At 35.2% G+C, this 19,486-nt stretch carries 9 protein-coding genes and 1 pseudogene; 7 read left to right on the top strand and 3 right to left on the bottom strand.

From position 1 onward, the window contains the following. Positions 1–69: 69 nt before the first annotated feature. Positions 70–1,473: a ribosome biogenesis GTPase Der gene (gene der, locus ABWU62_RS00840; RefSeq protein WP_353287187.1), complete on the bottom strand. Its 1,404-nt coding sequence runs from the start codon at positions 1,471–1,473 to the stop codon at positions 70–72. 135 nt (positions 1,474–1,608) lie between these two features. Between der and ABWU62_RS00835 the strand changes: the two genes are divergently transcribed. Together ABWU62_RS00835 and ABWU62_RS00830 are read left to right on the top strand one after the other, a co-directional pair. After that, on the top strand, positions 1,609–2,595 hold the full coding sequence (locus ABWU62_RS00835) for a hypothetical protein (RefSeq protein ID WP_353287186.1): 987 nt from the start codon (positions 1,609–1,611) through the stop codon (positions 2,593–2,595). A gap of 200 nt (positions 2,596–2,795) precedes the next feature. Continuing rightward, positions 2,796–4,313: an acyl-CoA carboxylase subunit beta gene (locus ABWU62_RS00830; RefSeq protein WP_353287185.1), complete on the top strand. Its 1,518-nt coding sequence runs from the start codon at positions 2,796–2,798 to the stop codon at positions 4,311–4,313. A gap of 620 nt (positions 4,314–4,933) precedes the next feature. On the opposite strand, the gene ABWU62_RS00825 is transcribed toward ABWU62_RS00830, so the two are convergent. Next, positions 4,934–5,939, bottom strand: a protein-coding gene (locus ABWU62_RS00825; protein ID WP_353287184.1) for an IS630 family transposase whose coding sequence is annotated in 2 segments (ribosomal slippage) — positions 4,934–5,476 and positions 5,478–5,939 — 1,005 coding nt in all. Because the reading frame shifts where the segments join, the coding sequence is not laid out codon by codon here. Between the two features lie 81 nt (positions 5,940–6,020). Between ABWU62_RS00825 and ABWU62_RS00820 the strand changes: the two are divergent. Next, a pseudogene (locus ABWU62_RS00820) lies at positions 6,021–6,553 on the top strand (transposase); the annotation flags it as partial. A 23-nt stretch (positions 6,554–6,576) separates the two neighbouring features. On the opposite strand, the gene ABWU62_RS00815 reads toward ABWU62_RS00820, so the two are convergent. After that, positions 6,577–7,620 carry a hypothetical protein gene (locus ABWU62_RS00815; RefSeq protein WP_353287183.1) on the bottom strand — a complete coding sequence of 348 codons (1,044 nt, stop codon included), beginning with the start codon at positions 7,618–7,620 and terminating at the stop codon, positions 6,577–6,579. A gap of 228 nt (positions 7,621–7,848) precedes the next feature. Here ABWU62_RS00815 and ABWU62_RS00810 point away from each other — a divergent pair, with 228 nt between their 5' ends. The 4 genes from ABWU62_RS00810 (at position 7,849) to ABWU62_RS00795 (ending at position 19,479) form a co-directional block, all read left to right on the top strand. Next, positions 7,849–8,742, top strand: a complete 894-nt coding sequence (locus tag ABWU62_RS00810; RefSeq protein WP_353287182.1) for a hypothetical protein — start codon at positions 7,849–7,851, stop codon at positions 8,740–8,742. A gap of 52 nt (positions 8,743–8,794) precedes the next feature. Beyond that, a complete protein-coding gene (locus ABWU62_RS00805; protein ID WP_353287181.1) occupies positions 8,795–9,127 on the top strand; it encodes a helix-turn-helix domain-containing protein in 333 nt (110 codons plus the stop codon). 34 nt (positions 9,128–9,161) lie between these two features. Further along, positions 9,162–9,572, top strand: coding sequence for a helix-turn-helix domain-containing protein (locus ABWU62_RS00800; RefSeq protein ID WP_353287180.1), 411 nt, complete (start codon positions 9,162–9,164; stop codon positions 9,570–9,572). A gap of 322 nt (positions 9,573–9,894) precedes the next feature. Continuing rightward, a complete protein-coding gene (locus ABWU62_RS00795) occupies positions 9,895–19,479 on the top strand; it encodes an ankyrin repeat domain-containing protein (RefSeq protein WP_353287179.1) in 9,585 nt (3,194 codons plus the stop codon). The last annotated feature ends 7 nt before the right edge of the window (positions 19,480–19,486 follow it).

Here is a 19,486-nt window from a genome sequence, read left to right as displayed (position 1 = left end):
AGTAATATTATTTACTTATTAATAATATTACTAAGATAAAAAAGTATATTATTAGTAAAACAAGATTATCTACTTTACATAGGGGTTTTTATTCTTTTTCAAAAGCAATCTAACTGGTACACCTTCAACAAAGAAGTTTTTTCTAAGACCATTAGTCAAATAACGTTTATAACTCTCATCAACACTTTCCGGGACGTTGCATACCAAAGAAAAAGCTGGAGGTTTGGTGCCAATTTGAGCAATATACTTCATTTTAATTGCTCTACCTTTTATAAGTGGGTGAGAATGTTTTTCCACGGCATCTATTAGCCAATTATTCAGTTTTGCAGTGCTGATCTTCTTGTTTAAGGATTCACTCACTTCAAGACACTTATCTATCACATCACCACAGCGCATACCTTTCAATGCAGAAATTGTTACAGTTGGAACTTCTAAAAATAACCGAGTCACTTCCTGTTGTTTGACAAATTTTATTAACTTACTTCTGTCATCCTTACCTATTAAATCCCACTTATTTAAAACAATGATAATTCCCTTCCCCCCTTTAATTGCAGCTTCAGCAATTGATAAATCCTGCTGCTCAACGCCAAGCAAGGAATCTAACATTAAAATCACTACATGAGAGCGCTTTATTGACTCTATACTTTTTTCAACAAATCTTGATTCTAAGTTATCAACAACATTTGCCTTTCTGCGGATTCCCGCAGTGTCGATGAGAGTGATTAATTTCCCATTATGGTCGTATGAAATGTCCACAGAGTCACGCGTGGTACCGGGTTTTGAGCTTACTATTAGTCTATTTTCTGCAAGTAAACTGTTTAAAAAAGTTGATTTTCCAACGTTTGGGCGGCCGATGATTGCGACCCTCAGCTTACTGGATTCATTAGATCCTTTGTTGTCATCCCAGTGCTTGACACTGGGATCCATATTATTTTTTTCCTGGATTCCAGCGTCACGCGCTGGAATGACATGTAACCTGTTTACGCTAATGCTTTCAATAACACCAGTTAATGCATCATAAAGATCAATCATACCAAGATTATGTTCGGCTGAGATGTACACCGGACCTATGAAGTTGAAGAACTGCAAATAATCAACATTTTCCGATTTATGACTTTCGCATTTGTTTGCTATTAGTATTACAGGTTTGTTCGTTTTTCTCTTCAGCCACTTTGCAAACTCTTTGTTCTGCTCGTTTTGCACTTTTGCATCAACAAGAAAAAAAATTACATCTGCGCTTAATAAAGAAAACTCTATTTGTTCAATAACTTGTAGTGAAAAACTGGTTTGGTCATTCCATCCTCCTGTATCTATAACTTTAAACTCTAAATCACTAATTCTTCCAATTCCTTCACGCCTATCTCTCGTTACTCCTGGAATGTCACTAACTACCGCTGCTTTTCTTCTCACCAGCCTATTAAAAAGAGTTGATTTGCCTGCATTTGGAAGGCCTATTATAGCTATTTTCAGCATAGTTTAAGAGCATGTTTTATACATAGTTGATTATAATCAAAATTTTTCACTTTAACTATTGACTTGATAGATTATGTGCTTATACTAAAGTTATTATGTTTTGTATTAAGTTTATTATGTAAAATAGGAGTAGTTATGCTAATACCAGAAAAAATATCAAGTGCAAATAAAGGGCAACATAAAGGGTCTTTGGAAGAGATGGGTTATACAGAAGAAATAAGTGCTTTTATTGACGAACATGAGCGAAAAAATATTTTAGATATATCGCGAGAGTTTCATAATGCTCATAACATATATAATGATTCAGAAGACTTGCCTATTGATCAGGCTGTGGCAGAGATTGCAAATAGATTTCTAGAATCTATAAGAGATGCAAAAAAGAAAAAGGTTATACTGAGTGTTCCATTTGATCCCCAAAGAGGATCAGCAATACTAGATAGCTTGATATGTAGACTTAACCATCTCATACACAAGGATGACAATATTAAGGGGAATGACAAAGATAAATTAAAGCCTATTTGGGAAGAAGTGTGTGATCTCGTTTCAAAAGGTAATTATGTAAGTGAGAGAGTGTTAAAATTATTGCCAGAAGATGTAATTGAAAGATGTGAAGATTACTTATCAAACCTAGAGAAAATTGCAAGTGAAAGTATTGATAATGGTGAAATAAACAAAGTTGCAGTAAAAAGAGACAATCAATGCTATTTTATAAAGTATCCAGCAGGGTGTGCTATCATTCCTACAAAGTTGCTGAACCATCCAGAACTTCAAGATTTAGACGGAGCGCTAAAAATCGGAGATGGTATAATTCGAATAAAAGATGGAAAATATCATGATATAAAAGGCAGCGTAATAATGACCTTTACCTTTTACGATGAAACAGTTGAAATGGTTTTATCCTCAAAAGATGCTTCAGGATTTGGTAAAATGATGGTCTATATGAACGACAAAAATTGTGAAATTTTCTCAAAGTACCTTAAAGAGCTAGAAGAAAAACCTCATATAAATGAGATTGTTGAAGCTGCCAAAAGCTTTGTGCAAACAAAAAGCAATACGCCTTCTTCTACTCTAGACAATACTAATCTATCTCAACGTTCTAAGGAAGTTCTAACAGTAAGCTGACAGATGTACACTGTTAAACAGTGTACATGCTTAGTGTTAAAAATGTTCAAATTCTAGACTATAAATCTGCTTGTGACAGTTACAGTGAATGCGTGCAGTTTCATCAATTTCGCTAGACCTTAAGAAAGTGTTTAGGTCAAAAATAGACACTTCAAAAAAGTAATGTATACTTAATTAATTGAAGAATTACTCCTCTTGATATGCAGGACTTTAAAATACTAGAAACTAAAACATTAGAAGCTGAAAAAGGAGGAGGTCCTGATAGGGTTAACAAGCAACATGAAAAAGGAAAGCTAACCGCTAGAGAAAGGCTGAGTATATTGCTCGATGAAAATTCATTTGAGGAATATGATAAGTTTGTGAAACATCAAGCAACTGATTTTGGTATGCAAAATGCTAATTTTTTAGGTGATGGAGTTGTAATTGGCCATGGTACTATTTATGGCAGAAAAGTTTTTGTTTATTCTCAAGATTTCACTGTCTTTGGCGGATCGCTTGGCGCAGCACATGCGAAGAAAATATGCAAAATTATGGATATGGCAATTAATGCCAGGGTTCCAATTATCGGACTAAACGACTCTGGTGGAGCAAGGATTCAAGAAGGAGTAAACTCCCTTGCTGGTTATGGAGAAATTTTTCAAAGAAATGTAAATGCATCCGGAGTTATACCACAAATCTCTCTAATCATGGGCCCATGTGCTGGCGGTGCAGTTTACTCTCCAGCGCTAACTGATTTTACTTTCATGGTAAAAAACAGCTCATACATGTTTATAACCGGACCAGATGTAGTAAAAAAAGTTACATATGAGAACGTAAGCCAAGAAGATCTCGGTGGAGCAAAAGTCCATACAGGTAAAACAGGAGTAGCAGATCTCGCATTCAATACCGAAGTTGGAATATTGCTAGAAATGCGTAAATTCTTTACCTTTTTGCCAGCAAATAATCAAGAGGTGTCAAAACCTGTAACAACCTGTGACTTAATTGATGATGCTGATGAGTCTTTGAACACTCTAGTTCCTAATAATCCTAATGCTCCTTACGATATGTATGAACTTATTGAAAAAGTTTGTGATGAAAGGAAATTTTTTGAACTAAAACCCGATTTTGCTCGTAACATCATAATTGGCTTTGGCAGAATTGGAGGAAATACTATTGGTGTTGTTGCAAATCAACCTATGCACCTTGCAGGATGCTTGGATATTGACTCTTCAAGAAAAGCTGCGAGGTTTGTAAGGTTTTGTGACGCATTTAACATTCCCATCATCACACTTATTGATGTTCCAGGGTTTCTGCCAGGTACAAATCAAGAATACAATAACATAATACAACACGGAGCGAAACTGCTTTACGCTTACGCTGAAGCGACCGTGCCGAAAATTAGCCTTATCACTAGAAAAGCGTATGGTGGTGCATATATTGTTATGAACTCAAAGCATTTAAAAGGTGATATAAATTATGCTTGGCCAACCGCTGAGATAGCTGTAATGGGCCCTGAAAGTGCAGTTGAAATTATATTTAGGCATGAAAAAGACCAGCAAACGTTAATCAAAGAATATAAAGAGAAATTTGCTAATCCATTTTTTGCTGCATCGTATGGATATATTGATGATATAATAGTGCCAAGCAAAACAAGGTATCACCTTCACAAAGCACTAGAACTACTTAAAAACAAGAAAGTAGAAAGAATATGGAAGAAGCATGATAATCTTCCTTTGTAACTTTCCTCTCAGTCTTTATTGTAAGGTCTACAGTGCCGTTACACCAAGACTAGCGCTTGGATTACCAATAACGCTAACTTTTGGATTCTTTTTTCTACAATATATTCTTACTTTAGCTAAAAATTACTTCCGCACATTTTAAATCTGATTATAATTACAATTAGAGATATTTATTGAGCTCAAAAATTTATCTTTGTCTGCAGACCTTTTTTATTAAACTCATAAAAAAATGTAGCGTATCCTCTTCAGCGTATGTGGGTGCATACACACATACTTAATTTCTGTCGTATGTGCACTGCATTTTTTTCTAATCTTTTTTTTTTCACAGGGGGATTTTATGTCCAGAATTTCAGATACTTGACCTTTACCTTAGCTAATAAAAACCAACTGGTACCTGCGGTTTTTATAGCCTCAAAATTTCAATCAAAATTCAACTATCATTCAAAGAAACTTATAGTTATTCTTTACTATAGTAGCAGTGCTATGATGATAAGAATATGGAATCCTTTATAACTTTCTTCTCAGTCTTTATTATAAGGTGTTCAATAATATGGGAAGAGTAAAGTTTTAAAGAGATAATTAAAATTATCCTTATCACCTACTTATACCAACTCTCATTATTAATGAACCAAATAAGAAGCATTGCAGAGTTGTTTAGCCGTGGAAGGGGAAAGAGAGGTAATAAATTTACACAAAGCGCTCTCAAGCAGAACAATTGTATCGTAGATTTTATTGCGCAAAATGTTCTGTTTTATATATAACCAAAACCTCTCAACAGGATTGAGGTCAGGTGAGTATGGTGGTAGGTATATAATTTCGATATTTTTAGGTATCTTTAAACTTTTTGACTTATGCCAACTAGCGCAATCCATCACGAGAAAAGCCTTTCGTATTCCTAAATATTGCGACATCTGTTCAAGGAATATATTTATACAAGCAGTGTTGACGTTTGGTGCAAATAAGCTAAAATTCTCTCCATTTCTGGGATTAACTGCACTATAGAGATAAAAATTTTCCCTACCTAATTTTACCTTAACCTGTGTCCTACTGCCTTTTTTAAACCACCCATGTCCAACTTTTGAATGTGTACCAAACCGTGATTCATCGAAGAAAAATAGCTCTTTTTCAGAATGCATGACAATAGTTTCATTGAGGTTTTTTTTTAAACTCCTCTTGCTTATTTTTATCCTGTCCACTATGAACTGGTCTTGGTGTGATATATGAGAATTTCATTCTTTGCATATTACGATGTATTGTGGATTTGCTGATATTCAAACCAAATCTTTCTTGGATTCTTATTCTCATTTCTCTAATAGTAATATTGGGGTTTTCCTCTATCCACACCTCAATTTGTTCAAGTTGACTTTGGTTCAATATAGTTTTTCTACGGCGTTGAGGTGGAGAAAATAATTTTTCTTCTCTTCCAAATTTTATGTGCTTTATCCATGTAGTAATTGCCTTTCTCGAAATGCAACATATTTTTGCTACAGCTGTTATACTGTGCTTTTTTGCTGCAATTACAGCATTTAGTTTTTTTGCAACATACGCATTATTTCTTACTTTCTTCAGCATCTCTTTTGCTGATTCCACCACTTTTTCATCCAATAATTTTGATCTTAATGCCATCTAAACCTCGCTATTTTACTTACTCCAGTATGGCTTTTTTTCCATTATTGTCTATTCGTTGCTTGTATAGCGGGAATTGGTATAATTGCCTGTATTGATGGGCTAAAAAGCTTTCCTACCGCTATAAATAGTGTATTTCCTAAAGCAGAAGTACAGCTATGCATAGTGCATCAGATAAGGAATTCACTGAAGTATGTATCTAGCAAAGATGTAAAAGTTTTCATAAATGATTTGAAAAAAATATATCGTGCTTCAAGTAAAGAGATTGCTGAGAATTATTTGCTTGAGCTGGAAGAAAAATGGAGTGAAAAATATCCCTTGGTTACAAAATCATGGCAAAACAATTGGGAAAATTTGTCTGGTTATTTTAAGTATTCTGGACCAGTTAGGAAGCTGATTTACACCACCAATCCAATTGAGGGATTGCATAGACAAATTAGGAAATTTACTAAAACTAAGGGCTCATTTACTAATACAAATGCCTTGTACAAAAGGTATATTGTGCTATAAAAAAGGTAGAGCAAAAGTGGACTACAGCTTTGCCTAATTGGGCATTAACTATGTCTCAGCTTGACATTTTCTTTCCCAACAGACTGAAAATTGAGTTGAACTAAAAATGCGGCTTGACACAGTTTATTTAACACTCCCAAGAAAAAGTCTCACTACTCTTAGAATTTGGATCGCCCCATCTTCCACACCTAGTAAAGCTGCCTTTTTCTACTACTTCTTTAACAGACATTCCACCAAATAAACACCCCTGTCCTATGATTTCTCCTATTTTTTGCAACTCATTCCACATTTCTTCGTTTTCCACCTCAACTTGTACTTGATGATAGTCTTCTGTGTCATGATATACCATTAAATTTAGCTCTCCTAGGCTAGTATAAAATGTGACTGCAAAACCGCTGTTATCGGATATATATACGTAATTTCTTTTACCGTCTTTCCCAGTTTTGACTTCAACTTCACCATCACCTATTTTTATGATATTGCCACCAAGGTTTAAGTCTCCTTTACTTAAGCCTAAATTTTTTGCACCTTCTACAACTCTTGCAACATCAACTATGCAGCTATGTGAAAATTCAATATAGAAGGTCTTATTATCGATTTCTACATTTTCAACAGTTCCTTCTATAGTAGCGTTCTCTCTAACTTCCCTGAGTTTTTTGAGCCTACTATATATTTGTGGCTCAATTTCTTTTTGCACCTTTTGATGAATTTCAGTTATTTTCTTATCAACTTGTACATTAAAATCTGCTCCATGTAAGGATAACTTTCTGATTATATCTTCTTGTTTATTTCCTTTGAATTCATCACGATACATCTTAAACATTGCAACGTTAGAAAAACTAAAGCCATCCTCATTGGCAGCATTTATTCTTATTCCTAGATCCAAAGCTTCATCGACGATTTTACTTAATTTGTCTATATTTTCAGCTGCAATAGCTTTGTCCAAGAATTCATTTAGTTTCATATTTTCATATTCACTTAGCCTTATCTTGGATAAAGCTGATCGAAATGGATTGAGCTCCTCAGGATATGTTAAGACAGGCAATTTACTAATCTTTTTATTTGCTGTTGGAGCAGCTTTTATAAAATTAGGTAATAACCCTTCTTTTGCTATTTGCTCTACTGCTTTTAACATTTTACTAGACAATTTTTTACCATTTATTTTTTTCATTGTAACCCTCACTTAATTTCATTACTATTCGATCATATCGTGATAAATATTATTTAATTGTTAATATTACACGACTTATTGATTTACTTTGAGTTATAATAACAAGTTTAACGGGCATTTACACTAGAAAAACACATCTTGTAAAAATTATTTCAATTTCAATAAAAGTTGGGTATTGTGATTGTAAAGTTGAAAGAAATGGATCTCCTGTCTTACTCCACTGAAAAGTTGAAGAAGCATTGTCAGCTACTTGATGATGAAGAAAAAATAATTCTATATGAGCAGTTGCTAGACAAGGCTAAAGACATACTTGAAAATTCAAGAGATAATGTTTCTGAACTGAAAAAGATCAGTAAAGCTGCTGTAGCAATAGAGGAAACTACCGATAAGCAGTTACTAGAAAAGTTTAATGATGACCACCCGCTAAGAGAAGTGGACATTTTAATCTACTCTCCTCAAGGAAATACTGAATATCTATTCAGCATAGATAACTCGTCGGAGCTTTATGATTTAAAAGAAGATAAGGATAAAGCTCTTTATAATGCAGTAAAATCAAATGATGTTGAGCTTGTAAAAAAGCTGCTAATGATCCTTCTACCTCAAGAAGTAGGTAATTTTGATGTAGAATACTTGGAAGAATTAAAAATATTGCTGTCAGGAATTCACAAAGAATTGCAATTATCACAAGATATGAAAAATTATCTTGTGAAGACGATAAAGTTCTATAGTTTTTTATGTAGTAATTTTAGCTTATTAGTTGCAAATCCTACTGATGTAAAAGCTATGATCAATCTATTTGCTACTCAACCAAATATTGATTACCAAATAGATAAGCTTCTGCTTTCTTTTATTGTGAGAGATGTTGAGGAAGAAAAGTTAAGTTCTGAAATCAGTCACATGATAGAACTTCTCGAGCAGCATGAAAGATTTTTTGAGCTTGAATATAAGGTTAGAAGATTAAGATCAGAGTTTGCAAGTGGTAAAAGCAGATATTCGGCTGAAGTAATACGAAATAGCATTGCAGAACGAGAAAAAGAGATGAGGGAAATTGAGAAAAGGTATATAACGCTACATAATTTAATTAGCGAAAGACAGAAATTATTGAAGCAATTTTTTTGTTGACTGTTTTTCCACTTCATAAAATTTGTTGTAAATTGAATAACTGAAATTAAAGGTGCAATTAGGCAAAAAAATAAAGGAACTTAGGTTATACTGTGGTTTAACGCAAACTGAGTTAGGAAAAAGAATAGGTGTTTCATATAGGCAGATACAAAGGTACGAAAATGGTTCAAATTGCATTTTAGCCAGTAGACTGTATGACTTAGCAAAAGCCCTATCGATCGATGTTGCTGATTTTTTTACTGATATGCACGCCGACTCACATGAAAGTTACGATGAAGAAATACTAAAATTAGTCAAAGGATATAACGAAATTAAGAGCAAAAGGTTGCGTAGTGTAGTTTATACGTTAGTAAAATCTTTTTCTCAAGGTTACAATGAGAGTTAGTATTGCTTTGATATATAAATTAAGATATTAACAAATGATTGTGCAAGCTGAACAACACCCTATTGATAAAGAAATAGGTGAAAGAATAAGGAAAAGAAGGCTAATGTGTGGTTTTAGCCAAAGGGACTTAGGAAAAAAGCTTGGAATTTCATTTCAGCATATACAAGGATATGAAACTGGAGAAGTTAGACTTATAGTTGATAGGTTATATAAATTGGCAGAAGCACTATCAGTTGATATGTCATATTTTTTTACCAAAGCCTCTGAAGATTTGCATGATAAGGCCTTTCATAGTGATGTAGGTAGCGAAGAAATATCGAGGCTAGTGAGGGAATACAGGAAAATTAAGGATGAAACTTTGCGTGACATTGTCCATTTAGTGATTAAAGCTCTTGCTAATACAGGCTTCAAAGGGGATGTTAAATGCACATCAATCTCAGAGTAGAGAAGTTAAGGTATTGTTTCAGCATTCTTTCCTAAAGCCACCTAATCAGTTATTTGTACTTTTACTATAGAAAGACAGCAATTCCATTTTTTTAATTCTTTAACATGGATAGCGCTGTTTCGCGCAGGAAATTACTTTATTCCAGTAGACTGTATTCTATTTTGTAATTATTGAGTTTACTCTACTTTCCGGTCTTTTCTGTTTTCCTTTAATCCAAAACTTGCATTTTTAAAATAAATATTGCACTGTAAAATGTTTATACATAACCTATTAATGCAAAGAGCTTTTTGGTGAGGATTTTGTCAATTTTAGAGAGGGTTAGATGCTATCAGAGCAGTTTGAAAATATAAAACAAGCTATAAGAAATAATAATAACAGAAAAGTTGTAGAACTTATAAACGCTAATGTGACTATTGCTGGGCATTCTGACGTAGATGGGTGGAATTTGCTACACTATGCTGCTCAGTATGGAAACTTAAACGCTACAGAATTTTTAGCAAACTTAACAGATATAAACCTTATCGATGGTAAAACCAATGCTCAGCAGAAGCCTATACATATTGCTGCAGATAATGGACATACAAAAATCGTAGAGTTTTTTATTAATGAGAAAAAAATGGATGTTAATGATCCAGGAAAAGATTACGTGACGCCACTTCACTATGCCGCTAAAAAAGGTGAACTTGAGATGGTAAAGTTTTTAGTAGGAAAAAACGCAACGATTGGTGCTCTAGCTAATGGTGCTTGGACACCATTGCATTACGCCTCTGAAGAAGGTAAGTACTCAGTTGTGGTATTTCTCGTAGAAAATGGAGCAGATATTAGCAAAAAAAATCCTGATGGTAAAACATCATTACAGCTTGCTGAGGGAGAAGGGTATCAAACTATTACGGACTTTTTAAAAAGTAAAGAATCAGAAAAGGAAAAGTTACGACAAAATAAAGCATTGCTTGATGCTGCAAAGGAAGGAAGTAGTAAAAAAGTTCAGGAATGTCTTGAAAAAGGAGAAATTGATTATAAAAATCAGAATGGTTGGACAGCCTTACATTACGCTTCTAATAGAACAGTAGATGATTTGGAATTTGTAAGGTTTTTAGTAGATAAAAATGCAGACATTAATTCTAGAAATTCTGATAATAATAAGCCTTTACACATTGCTGCAAGGAATGGACATGAAAATATCGTAAAGTTCTTTCTGGATGAAAAAAGATTAAGTGTTAATGACCCAGGAAAGGATAATTGGACACCCCTACATTATGCTGCTGAAAGTAATCGCGTTGATGTCGTTAGGTACTTGGTAGAGAAAAAGGAAGCAAATATCAATGCTAAAAATTATGGCAATGAAACTCCATTTGATCTCATTAAAGACAAGGACTATAAAAAAGTGAAAGAAATACTGCTAGGTAAGGCATTAATTGATGCCGTAAAGCAGAATGATATTACAGAAGTTGAAAATCTTATTCAGAGGAAAGCTAAAGTTAGCTATCTGTATGAAAGTAATAAGTGGACTCCATTACACTATGCTGCAAGTTTAGGTTATAAAGCTTCAGCAGAAGAGCTCATAAAAAAAGATTCAAATGTTATTAATACTAAAGACCATGAGAGAAATACGCCTTTACATATTGCTGCTGATCAAGGTCATAAAAATATTGTAGAGCTTCTTCTTGAAAAGGGAGCAAATATTGACGCTATAAATTCCGGTAACAAAACACCGTTACAATTAGCTAAAGAAAAAGACCATCAGGCAACAACACAGTTATTATTGAGTAAAGCATTGCTTAATTCAATAGAAGAAGGAAATATTAACAAGATCAAAAAATGCCTTGAGGAAGGAGCTGAAATTAATCGTGAAGATAATAACGGATGGACCCCGTTACATTATACTGCTAATAAAAAAACAGAAGCTCAAGAGCTGGTAAAGCTACTAGTGAAAAGAGGAGCAAACATTAATGCTACAACTAATGATGGAGATAAACCCTTACATATTGCGTCCAGCCATGCACATACAAAAGTTGTAAGATTCTTCATTGATGAGAAGGGATTAGATATTAATGATCAAGGAAAGGATAATTGGACACCGCTACATCATGCTGTTAACAAAGGTAGCAGCGATTTAGTAAAGTTTTTGATAAAAAAAGAAGCAGATATTTATGCTGAAAATTCTGATAGTGTAACTCCACTTGAGCTTGCTCAACAGCTTTCCCAAGGTGAAAGTAATTGGCAAGAAGTTAAAGCAATGTTGCAGGGCAAGGCGTTGATTGATGCTATAAGGAAAAATGATGTATCAAAGGTCAGAAAATATATTCAAAATCTTAATTATTCATACGAGAAAAATGGATGGCAGCCGTTACATTACGCTGCTAGCTTAGGGTATAAAACGCTAGCAACAGAACTTATCAATAAAGATCCAAATGTTGTTAACGCTAAAGATTCTGACGGAAATACACCTTTACATCTTGCTGCTACTTATGGCAAAGGTGACGTGGTAGAGCTTTTTCTGAGTAAGCAAGCAAATATTGATGAAGTAGGAAAAAATAACTGGATACCGCTTCACTATGCCGTTTATGAAAATCGATTACCGGTAGTAAAATTTCTTATAGAAAAAGGAGCAAATATTGATGCTACGGGTTTAAGTGGAGAAACACCGTTGCAACTTGCTGTTGAAAAAGGAGATAGTCACAAGGAGGTGGCAAAGTTATTGCGGAGTAGAGAGTTATTCAATGCTGTAAAAGGAGATAACCTGGGTGATGATATTAATAGGATTAAAGGTCTTTTTGCAAATGAGATTGATATTGACTATTCAGATCTAAATAATTGGACACCACTCCATTATGCTGCTCGCAACGGTTATACAAAAGTAGCAGAATTTCTGGTAGAAAAAAAAGCAAATATAAACGCAAGAACAGATAGTAGAGAAAAACCTTTGCACATTGCTGCAAAAAATGGGCATAAAGATATTGTAGAATTTTTTATCGATCAACAAGAATTAAGCGTTAATGAACAAGGGGAAAATAAGTGGACGCCCCTGCATTATGCTGCTGCAAGCAATAGCCTTAATGTTGTACAGTACTTGATTGAAGAAAAAGAAGCTACTATTGATAGCAAAGATAGAAATAATTGGACGGCTTTACATCATGCTTCTAAAGAAGGTCATATTGAGATTGTAAAGTTTCTTATAAAGAAAGGAGCGAATATTAATGCTCATAATTCTCAAGGAAAGTTACCAGTAGATCTGGCAAGCGAGCCTGAAGTAATTCAATTCTTACTAAATGAAGGGTTGTCTGGTGCTGTAAAACAAAATAAAGTATCGGAGGTGAGAAATTATCTCAACAAAGAAGTTAAAGGAATAAGGGTTAATATTGACTATAGGGATCAAAATGGCAGAATTTTCCTTCATCATGCTGCACGTCATGGTTACTCTGATGTGGTTGAGCTTTTAGTGCAAAGTTGGCCAGCTGTTAATGCAACTGATTTAAACAATTGGACTCCACTGCATTATGCATCTGAAGGCGGGCATCTAAAAATCGTAAGGTTTTTAACGAGAGAGCGGGCAGACATTAACATTAGAAATTCTGACGAGGACAAACCATTACACGTTGCAGCCAAAAGTGGGCATCAGCCAATAGTAAGGTTTTTCATTGATGAGCAGGGAATGGATATTAATGATTTAGGTAGAGATAATTGGACACCACTTCATTATGCTAGTGCAAACAACTATTCACAAACTGTAAATTTTCTTGTCAAAGAAGGTGCAGATATTACTATCCAGAATGCCCAAGGTAAAGCACCTTTAGAGCTTATAACTGGTAATCAGGAAATTGCCAGGTCATTACAAAATGAGGCATTATTTGATGCTGTAGAGCAAGGGGAATATACTCAAGTTCAAAGATATCTTGACAATGGAGCTGATCCTAACTCTCTGAGCGGTAATGATTGGACGTTGTTGCATCGTGCAGCTGAAAAAGGTCATTTGCTAATAGCTTCGCTTCTAGTAGAAAGAGGGGCAAGCATTGATGCTGAAAATTCTGATGGGGACAAACCTTTGCATATTGCTTCACAATATGGCCACATAAACATTGTGAAGCTTCTACTCAACGGTAAAGTTAATGATAAAGGTAAAGATAATAAAACACCACTACACTATGCTGCTGAGAGCAATCACTTTGAAGTTGTTCGATATTTAGTAGGAGAAAAAGGTGCAGATATTAATCTTAAAGATGCTGATGGGGATAAACCTCTGCATCTTGCTGCAAAGAATGGACATACGGATATAGTAAAGTTTTTTCTTGATAAAAAGCTCAGTGTTAACGATTTAGGTAAAGATAGCTGGACACCACTCCATTATGCTGCTGAGCAGGGCAGGTCGGAAGTTGTGGAGCTTTTGATAACAAGAGGTGCAAATATCAATGCAGAAAACTCTGGTGGCAAAACACCTCTACAACTTACCCAGGATGAAGGAGTCAAGGAATTATTGTTAAATAAAGCACTTTTTGATGCTGTGAAAGAAGGAAATTTAGTGAGAGTACAAGACTCTTTCAGAGATGGAGCTAATGTAAACTCTACTAACAGATGGGGATGGGGGCTTTTACACGCTGCTTCTGTGAGAAATAATTTGCCATTAATCAGGTCTTTAGTGGAAGAAAAGGGAGCGAATATTAATGCTAAAAGTAGAGATGGAGATAAACCTTTGCATGTTGCTGCCGAGAAAGGCTCTTTAGATGTTGTAAGATATTTTCTCAGTAGAAAAAACGGTGCGAATGAGGCAGGTGCCAGCATTAATGATAGGGGCAAAAATAATTGGACTCCACTCCATTATGCTGCCAAGTACAACTACCCTGAAGTTGCAGAGTTTCTCATAGAGAATGGTGCAGATATTAATGCAATTGACTATGATAATCTAACACCTCTGCAACTAGCTAATGAAGGGCCAATTAAAAGGTTATTACAAAATAAAACATTATTACATGCTGTAAAGCAGGGAAATTTAAATGATGTAGAAAGATACCTTGATAATGGAGCTAACGTTAATTATTCAGATAAGAATGGATGGACAGTATTACATGAAGCTGCAAGTAGAGGACATCTAAGAATTGCTCAGGCTCTAATATCAAGAGGGGCGAACATTAATACTAGAGATCAAAATGGCAACAAGCCTTTGCATATTGCTGCTGATTACGGTCGTAGAAACGTGGTAGAATTCTTTCTGAAAGAGGAAAGAGCTGGCCTTAGTGTTAATGATGCAAATAGAAATGGATGGACACCGCTTCACTATGCTGCAAGCAGAGGTGGTTTGGCAATTGTAGAACTTCTGATAACAAAGAGGGCAAATATTAATGCTCAAGATTCTAACGGAAATAAGCCTTTACATATTGCTGCAGATAACGGGCATAGAAGTATTATAGAATTTTTCCTTAGGTGGCACGGGGATGAGCTAAGCATTAACGATAAAGGTAATAATGATTGGACTATGCTACACTACGCTGCTGACAAAGGGTATCCAGAAGTTGTAAAATTTTTAATAGAAAAAGGAGCAGATATTGATGCTAAAAGTACTGATAACAAAACACCTTTGCAACTAGCAAGCGGTAAAAACCATCAGGAAGCAGCAAGATTATTGCATAATAAAGCATTATTTAATGCTGTGAAACAAGGAGAGTTAAGTAAAGTTGAACAGTATCTTGCTGAAGGAGCAGACCCTAACTACAAAGACGAAAATGACTGGACATTGCTGCATGATGCCGCTAGCAAAGGTTACATTGAAATCGTTAGGCTTCTAAAGGCGCAAGGAGCAAATGTTGATGCTAAGTCTTATAATGCAAAGCCTTTGCATTATGCTGCCAGGAATGGATACGAAGACATAGTAGCGTTTTTGATAGTAGGAAAAGAGAAAAGTGAGGGTGTTGACAGTCGTGGTAGGAATAATTGGACACCATTACATTATGCTGCTAGACATGGACGCTTGGCAGTAGTAGAATTTCTGGTAGGAGAAGACGCGGATATCAACCTTAAGGATACTAACAGAAATAAGCCATTGCATGTTGCTGCTCAATATGGTCATACAAATGTGATGGAGTTTTTCCTAAGGAAAAACAGAGAAGGGTTGAGTATCGATGACAAAGGTGCAAGTGGAAAAACAGCTTTACATCAAGCAGCTGAGAAAAGCCATTCAGCATCTGTAGAATTTTTGATAGAGAAAGGCGCAGATATCAATATTCAAGATTCTGAAGAAAATACGCCATTGCAACTTGCAACTGACCCTGAGATTATTAAATTGTTACAAGATAAGGTGTTATTTAATGCCGTTAAGCAGGGAGATCGTGATAAAATTAGTGAATATCTTACTAATGGAGCTGATGTTGATGTGACTAACAGGTGGGGATGGGGAATGTTGCATATTGCAGCAGAAAATGGCGACTTATCAATGATAAGGTTTTTACAAAGTAAAGGAGCGAACCTAAACATGAAAAGCATTAGTGGTGAAAGCCCGTTACATGTTGCTACCAAAAATGGATACAAAAATGTTGCTGAGTTCTTGCTTGAACATGGAGTAAGTGCTAGTGAACCAGGCAAAAATAATAAAACGCCATTACATTATGCTGCAGAGGAAGGTTATTTTGAGCTTGTAAAGTTACTAATAGAAAAGAGAGCAGACACCAACGCAAGGGATTCAAACGGTAAAACACCATTACAACTTGCTAAAGAAAAAGAGAATGGAGAAATTACTGAATTGCTGTTAAATGAGGCTATGTTTTATTCTGTAGGAAGGAATGACATACAAAGAGTTAAAGATTACCTTAAAGAAGGAGCTGATGTTAATTATTCTGGTCACAATAACTGGACACCACTGCATTATGCCGCTTATAGAAACCACATAAAACTCATAAAACTTTTAGTAGAAGAAGGGGCAAATGTTAATGCTGGGTCTCATTACATAAAACCTTTACATATTGCTGCTCAATATGGCCATAAAGGCGTAGTGGAATTTTTGCTTAACAGCGGATCAAATATTAATGCTTCTGGTTGGAATAGCTGGACACCACTCCATTATGCTGCTGATTCTGGTCACTCAGAGGTTGTGAAGTTGCTTATAGAAAGAGAGGCAGATATTAATGTTCAAGATTTTCATGGCAAGATACCGTTACAACTTGCTACAGAAAAGCGCCACCTAGAAGTCATAAAAGCTCTTTCAAACGCAGGATTATTTGATGCGATAAGTCAGAAAGATTTTAGAAAGGTTGAACACTATTTTAATATAGGTGCAGATGTTAACTCTAGAGATGATAACGACTTAACACCATTGCACAAAGCTGCTCAAGGTGGTGATTTAGAGATTGTCAGGTTTCTTCTTAGAAAAAAGGCTTATACTAATGCTAGAAATAATAAAGATTACCTTACTCCGCTCCATGAAGCTGCTAAGAGTGGTAACTTAGAAGTTGTGAAACTACTTATTAACTTTAGATCAAACATTCATGATCAAACGATAAGTGGAACAAAATCTTTGCATATTGCTGCTGAGTATGGACATAAAGATATCGTAGAGTTTTTCCTCAATAGGGGATTAAGTGTCAATGATTTAGATAAGAATCAGTGGACGCCATTACACTATGCTGCCAAGAGTGATAACTTAGAAGTTATAAAGTTCCTCATCAGTAGAGGAGCAGATATCAATGCCAAAGGTTCTAACAATTTAAAGCCTTTGCATATTGCTGCTGAGTACGGTCATAAAGATGTTGTGGAGTTCTTTACTGTAGAAAAACAATTAAGCATTGGTGACCAAGATAAAAGTAATAAAACATTAATGCACTATGCTGCTGAAAGTGGTAATTTGAGCGTTATTGAGTTTCTTGCAGGCAAAGGAGCAAATATTATTGCTTTTGATATTAACGGTGTGAGTCCTTTACATATTGCTGCTGAACATGGACACAAAAATGCTGTTGGGTTTTTCCTTAGCAGAGGATTGAATGTTAACTATCAAGATAAAGAGAGCCAAATACCACTACATTATGCTGCTAAAGGCGGTAATTTGGAAGTGATTAAACTTCTTGTAAGTAGAGGAGCAAATGTCAATGCTCAGGATTCTAGTAATGCAAAACCTTTGCATTATGCTGCTCAGTATGGTCATAAGGATATAGTAGAATTTTTTGTTGTGCAAAAGCAGCTAAGTGTTGATGACAAAGGCAAAGACAATTGGACACCTTTATATTATGCTGCTAAAGGCAGGAATAATAAACACATTGATGATAGTAAACTTTTAGAGGTTATTAGGTTTCTTGTTCGTCAAGATAGAAACATCATCAATAATAAAGATGCTTACGGTGCTGGGCCTTTACATATTGCAGCCAAGTATGGACATGAGCGTATCGTAGAGTTTTTTATGCAAAAAGAATTAAATGTTAATAATGCTGATTATCAGCAATTAACACCTTTGCATTATGCTGCCCAGCATGGGCGCTTGAAGGCTACTAAATCTTTGGTTGAAGAAGGTGCAGATACTAAAGCTGTAAGTAATGATGGAAAAAGACCGATACACTCCGCAGCTAATAACGTACATAAAAATATTGTACTGTTCTTCGTACAACAAGGGCTCAGTATTAATGATCCGGATACTAGTTTAATGTGGACGCCATTACATTATGCTGCCCATTCTGGTAATTTGGATTTTGTCCGATCGCTTTTAGCTGAGGGAGCAAATTTTAATGCTATAGATGCTAACAGCGCAAAACCTTTGCACATTGCTGCTGAACGTGGGCATCAAAAAGTTATAGAACTTTTAATAAACCAGGGAATGAATGTTAATGATTTAGGTCAGGACAATTGGACACCATTACACTATGCTGCAAGGCATGGTCATTTGGGAGCTGTAAGGTTTTTAGTAGAAGAGAAAGGAGCAAATATTAATGCTGTTGATCTGAGTAGTAAAATGCCTCTACATGTTGCTGCTGAGAATGGACATAAAGACATTGTAAAATTTTTCCTTGATAAAGGAATAAGTGTTAATGCTGTAGGTGCAGATAATTGGACGCCTCTCCACTTTGCTGCTAGTAATGGTCATTTAGAAACCGTCAAGTTTCTTGTAGAGGAAAAAGAAGCAGATATTAATCTTCTCAGTATTGATCATGAAAATCCACTTGATGTAGCTATTTCTACAAACCGTATAAGTGTAGCAGAATACTTAAGCCAAGCTCTGGAAGAAAAAGAGCATGTTGCTAATATCAGGCATAGTCGCCATCTTTTTGCTACTGCAGATCAGTTTCAAAGCAGTGGTGCAGGCAGGCACTCTTCGCTGATAGGTAGCTGGGTTTCTTGGGTAAAAGGTTGGATACCTAATACTGAACAGCCATTTTTACCAGGTAAGGTGGCCAGCTGTAAATCAGCTACACCTATTATTCAAGAAAGGCTTGGGAATATTAGTAATGCAGACATGATGCTTTATTATGTATTATATAGCTGGTTCAATGGAAATAAATGCAACATGAAATGTAGAGCTTATGAAAGCAGTACTTTATCAAAAGAGGAGACAATAGGCTGTACTTTACGTATAGTGGAAAAGCTAGAACAAGTAATGAAGCAAGCAGCTTGTAGCAGTGGTATAGCATGGAAATCAGTAAGGATTGATTTTTTAGAAGTACAAAAAACTATCACAGCAAAAATTACAAGTGGCAATTATGATACAATTGCTAGTCTTTTAGACTCATATGTAGAAAAGGCATTTTCACAAAATTTAAGTCAAAAGCAAATCGATGGATTTAAAAAAGCCTATAATAGTAAGAAAGACCGAATATTAAATAGTGCTGATTCGCAAACCCAAGCTAGCATCCAAGTACCTACCTCTATACAAAGTGTTCTTATAGAAAAAGGTATCACAAATGAAAAAAGCAAAGAGACCTGCTACTCATTATTAAAATAGCAGGTAT

This window comes from Wolbachia endosymbiont (group B) of Gerris lacustris (genome assembly GCF_964028355.1).
Taxonomy (GTDB): domain Bacteria; phylum Pseudomonadota; class Alphaproteobacteria; order Rickettsiales; family Anaplasmataceae; genus Wolbachia.
Note: the sequence above shows the minus strand (reverse complement) of the source record. Positions and strands in the feature narration are given on the sequence as shown.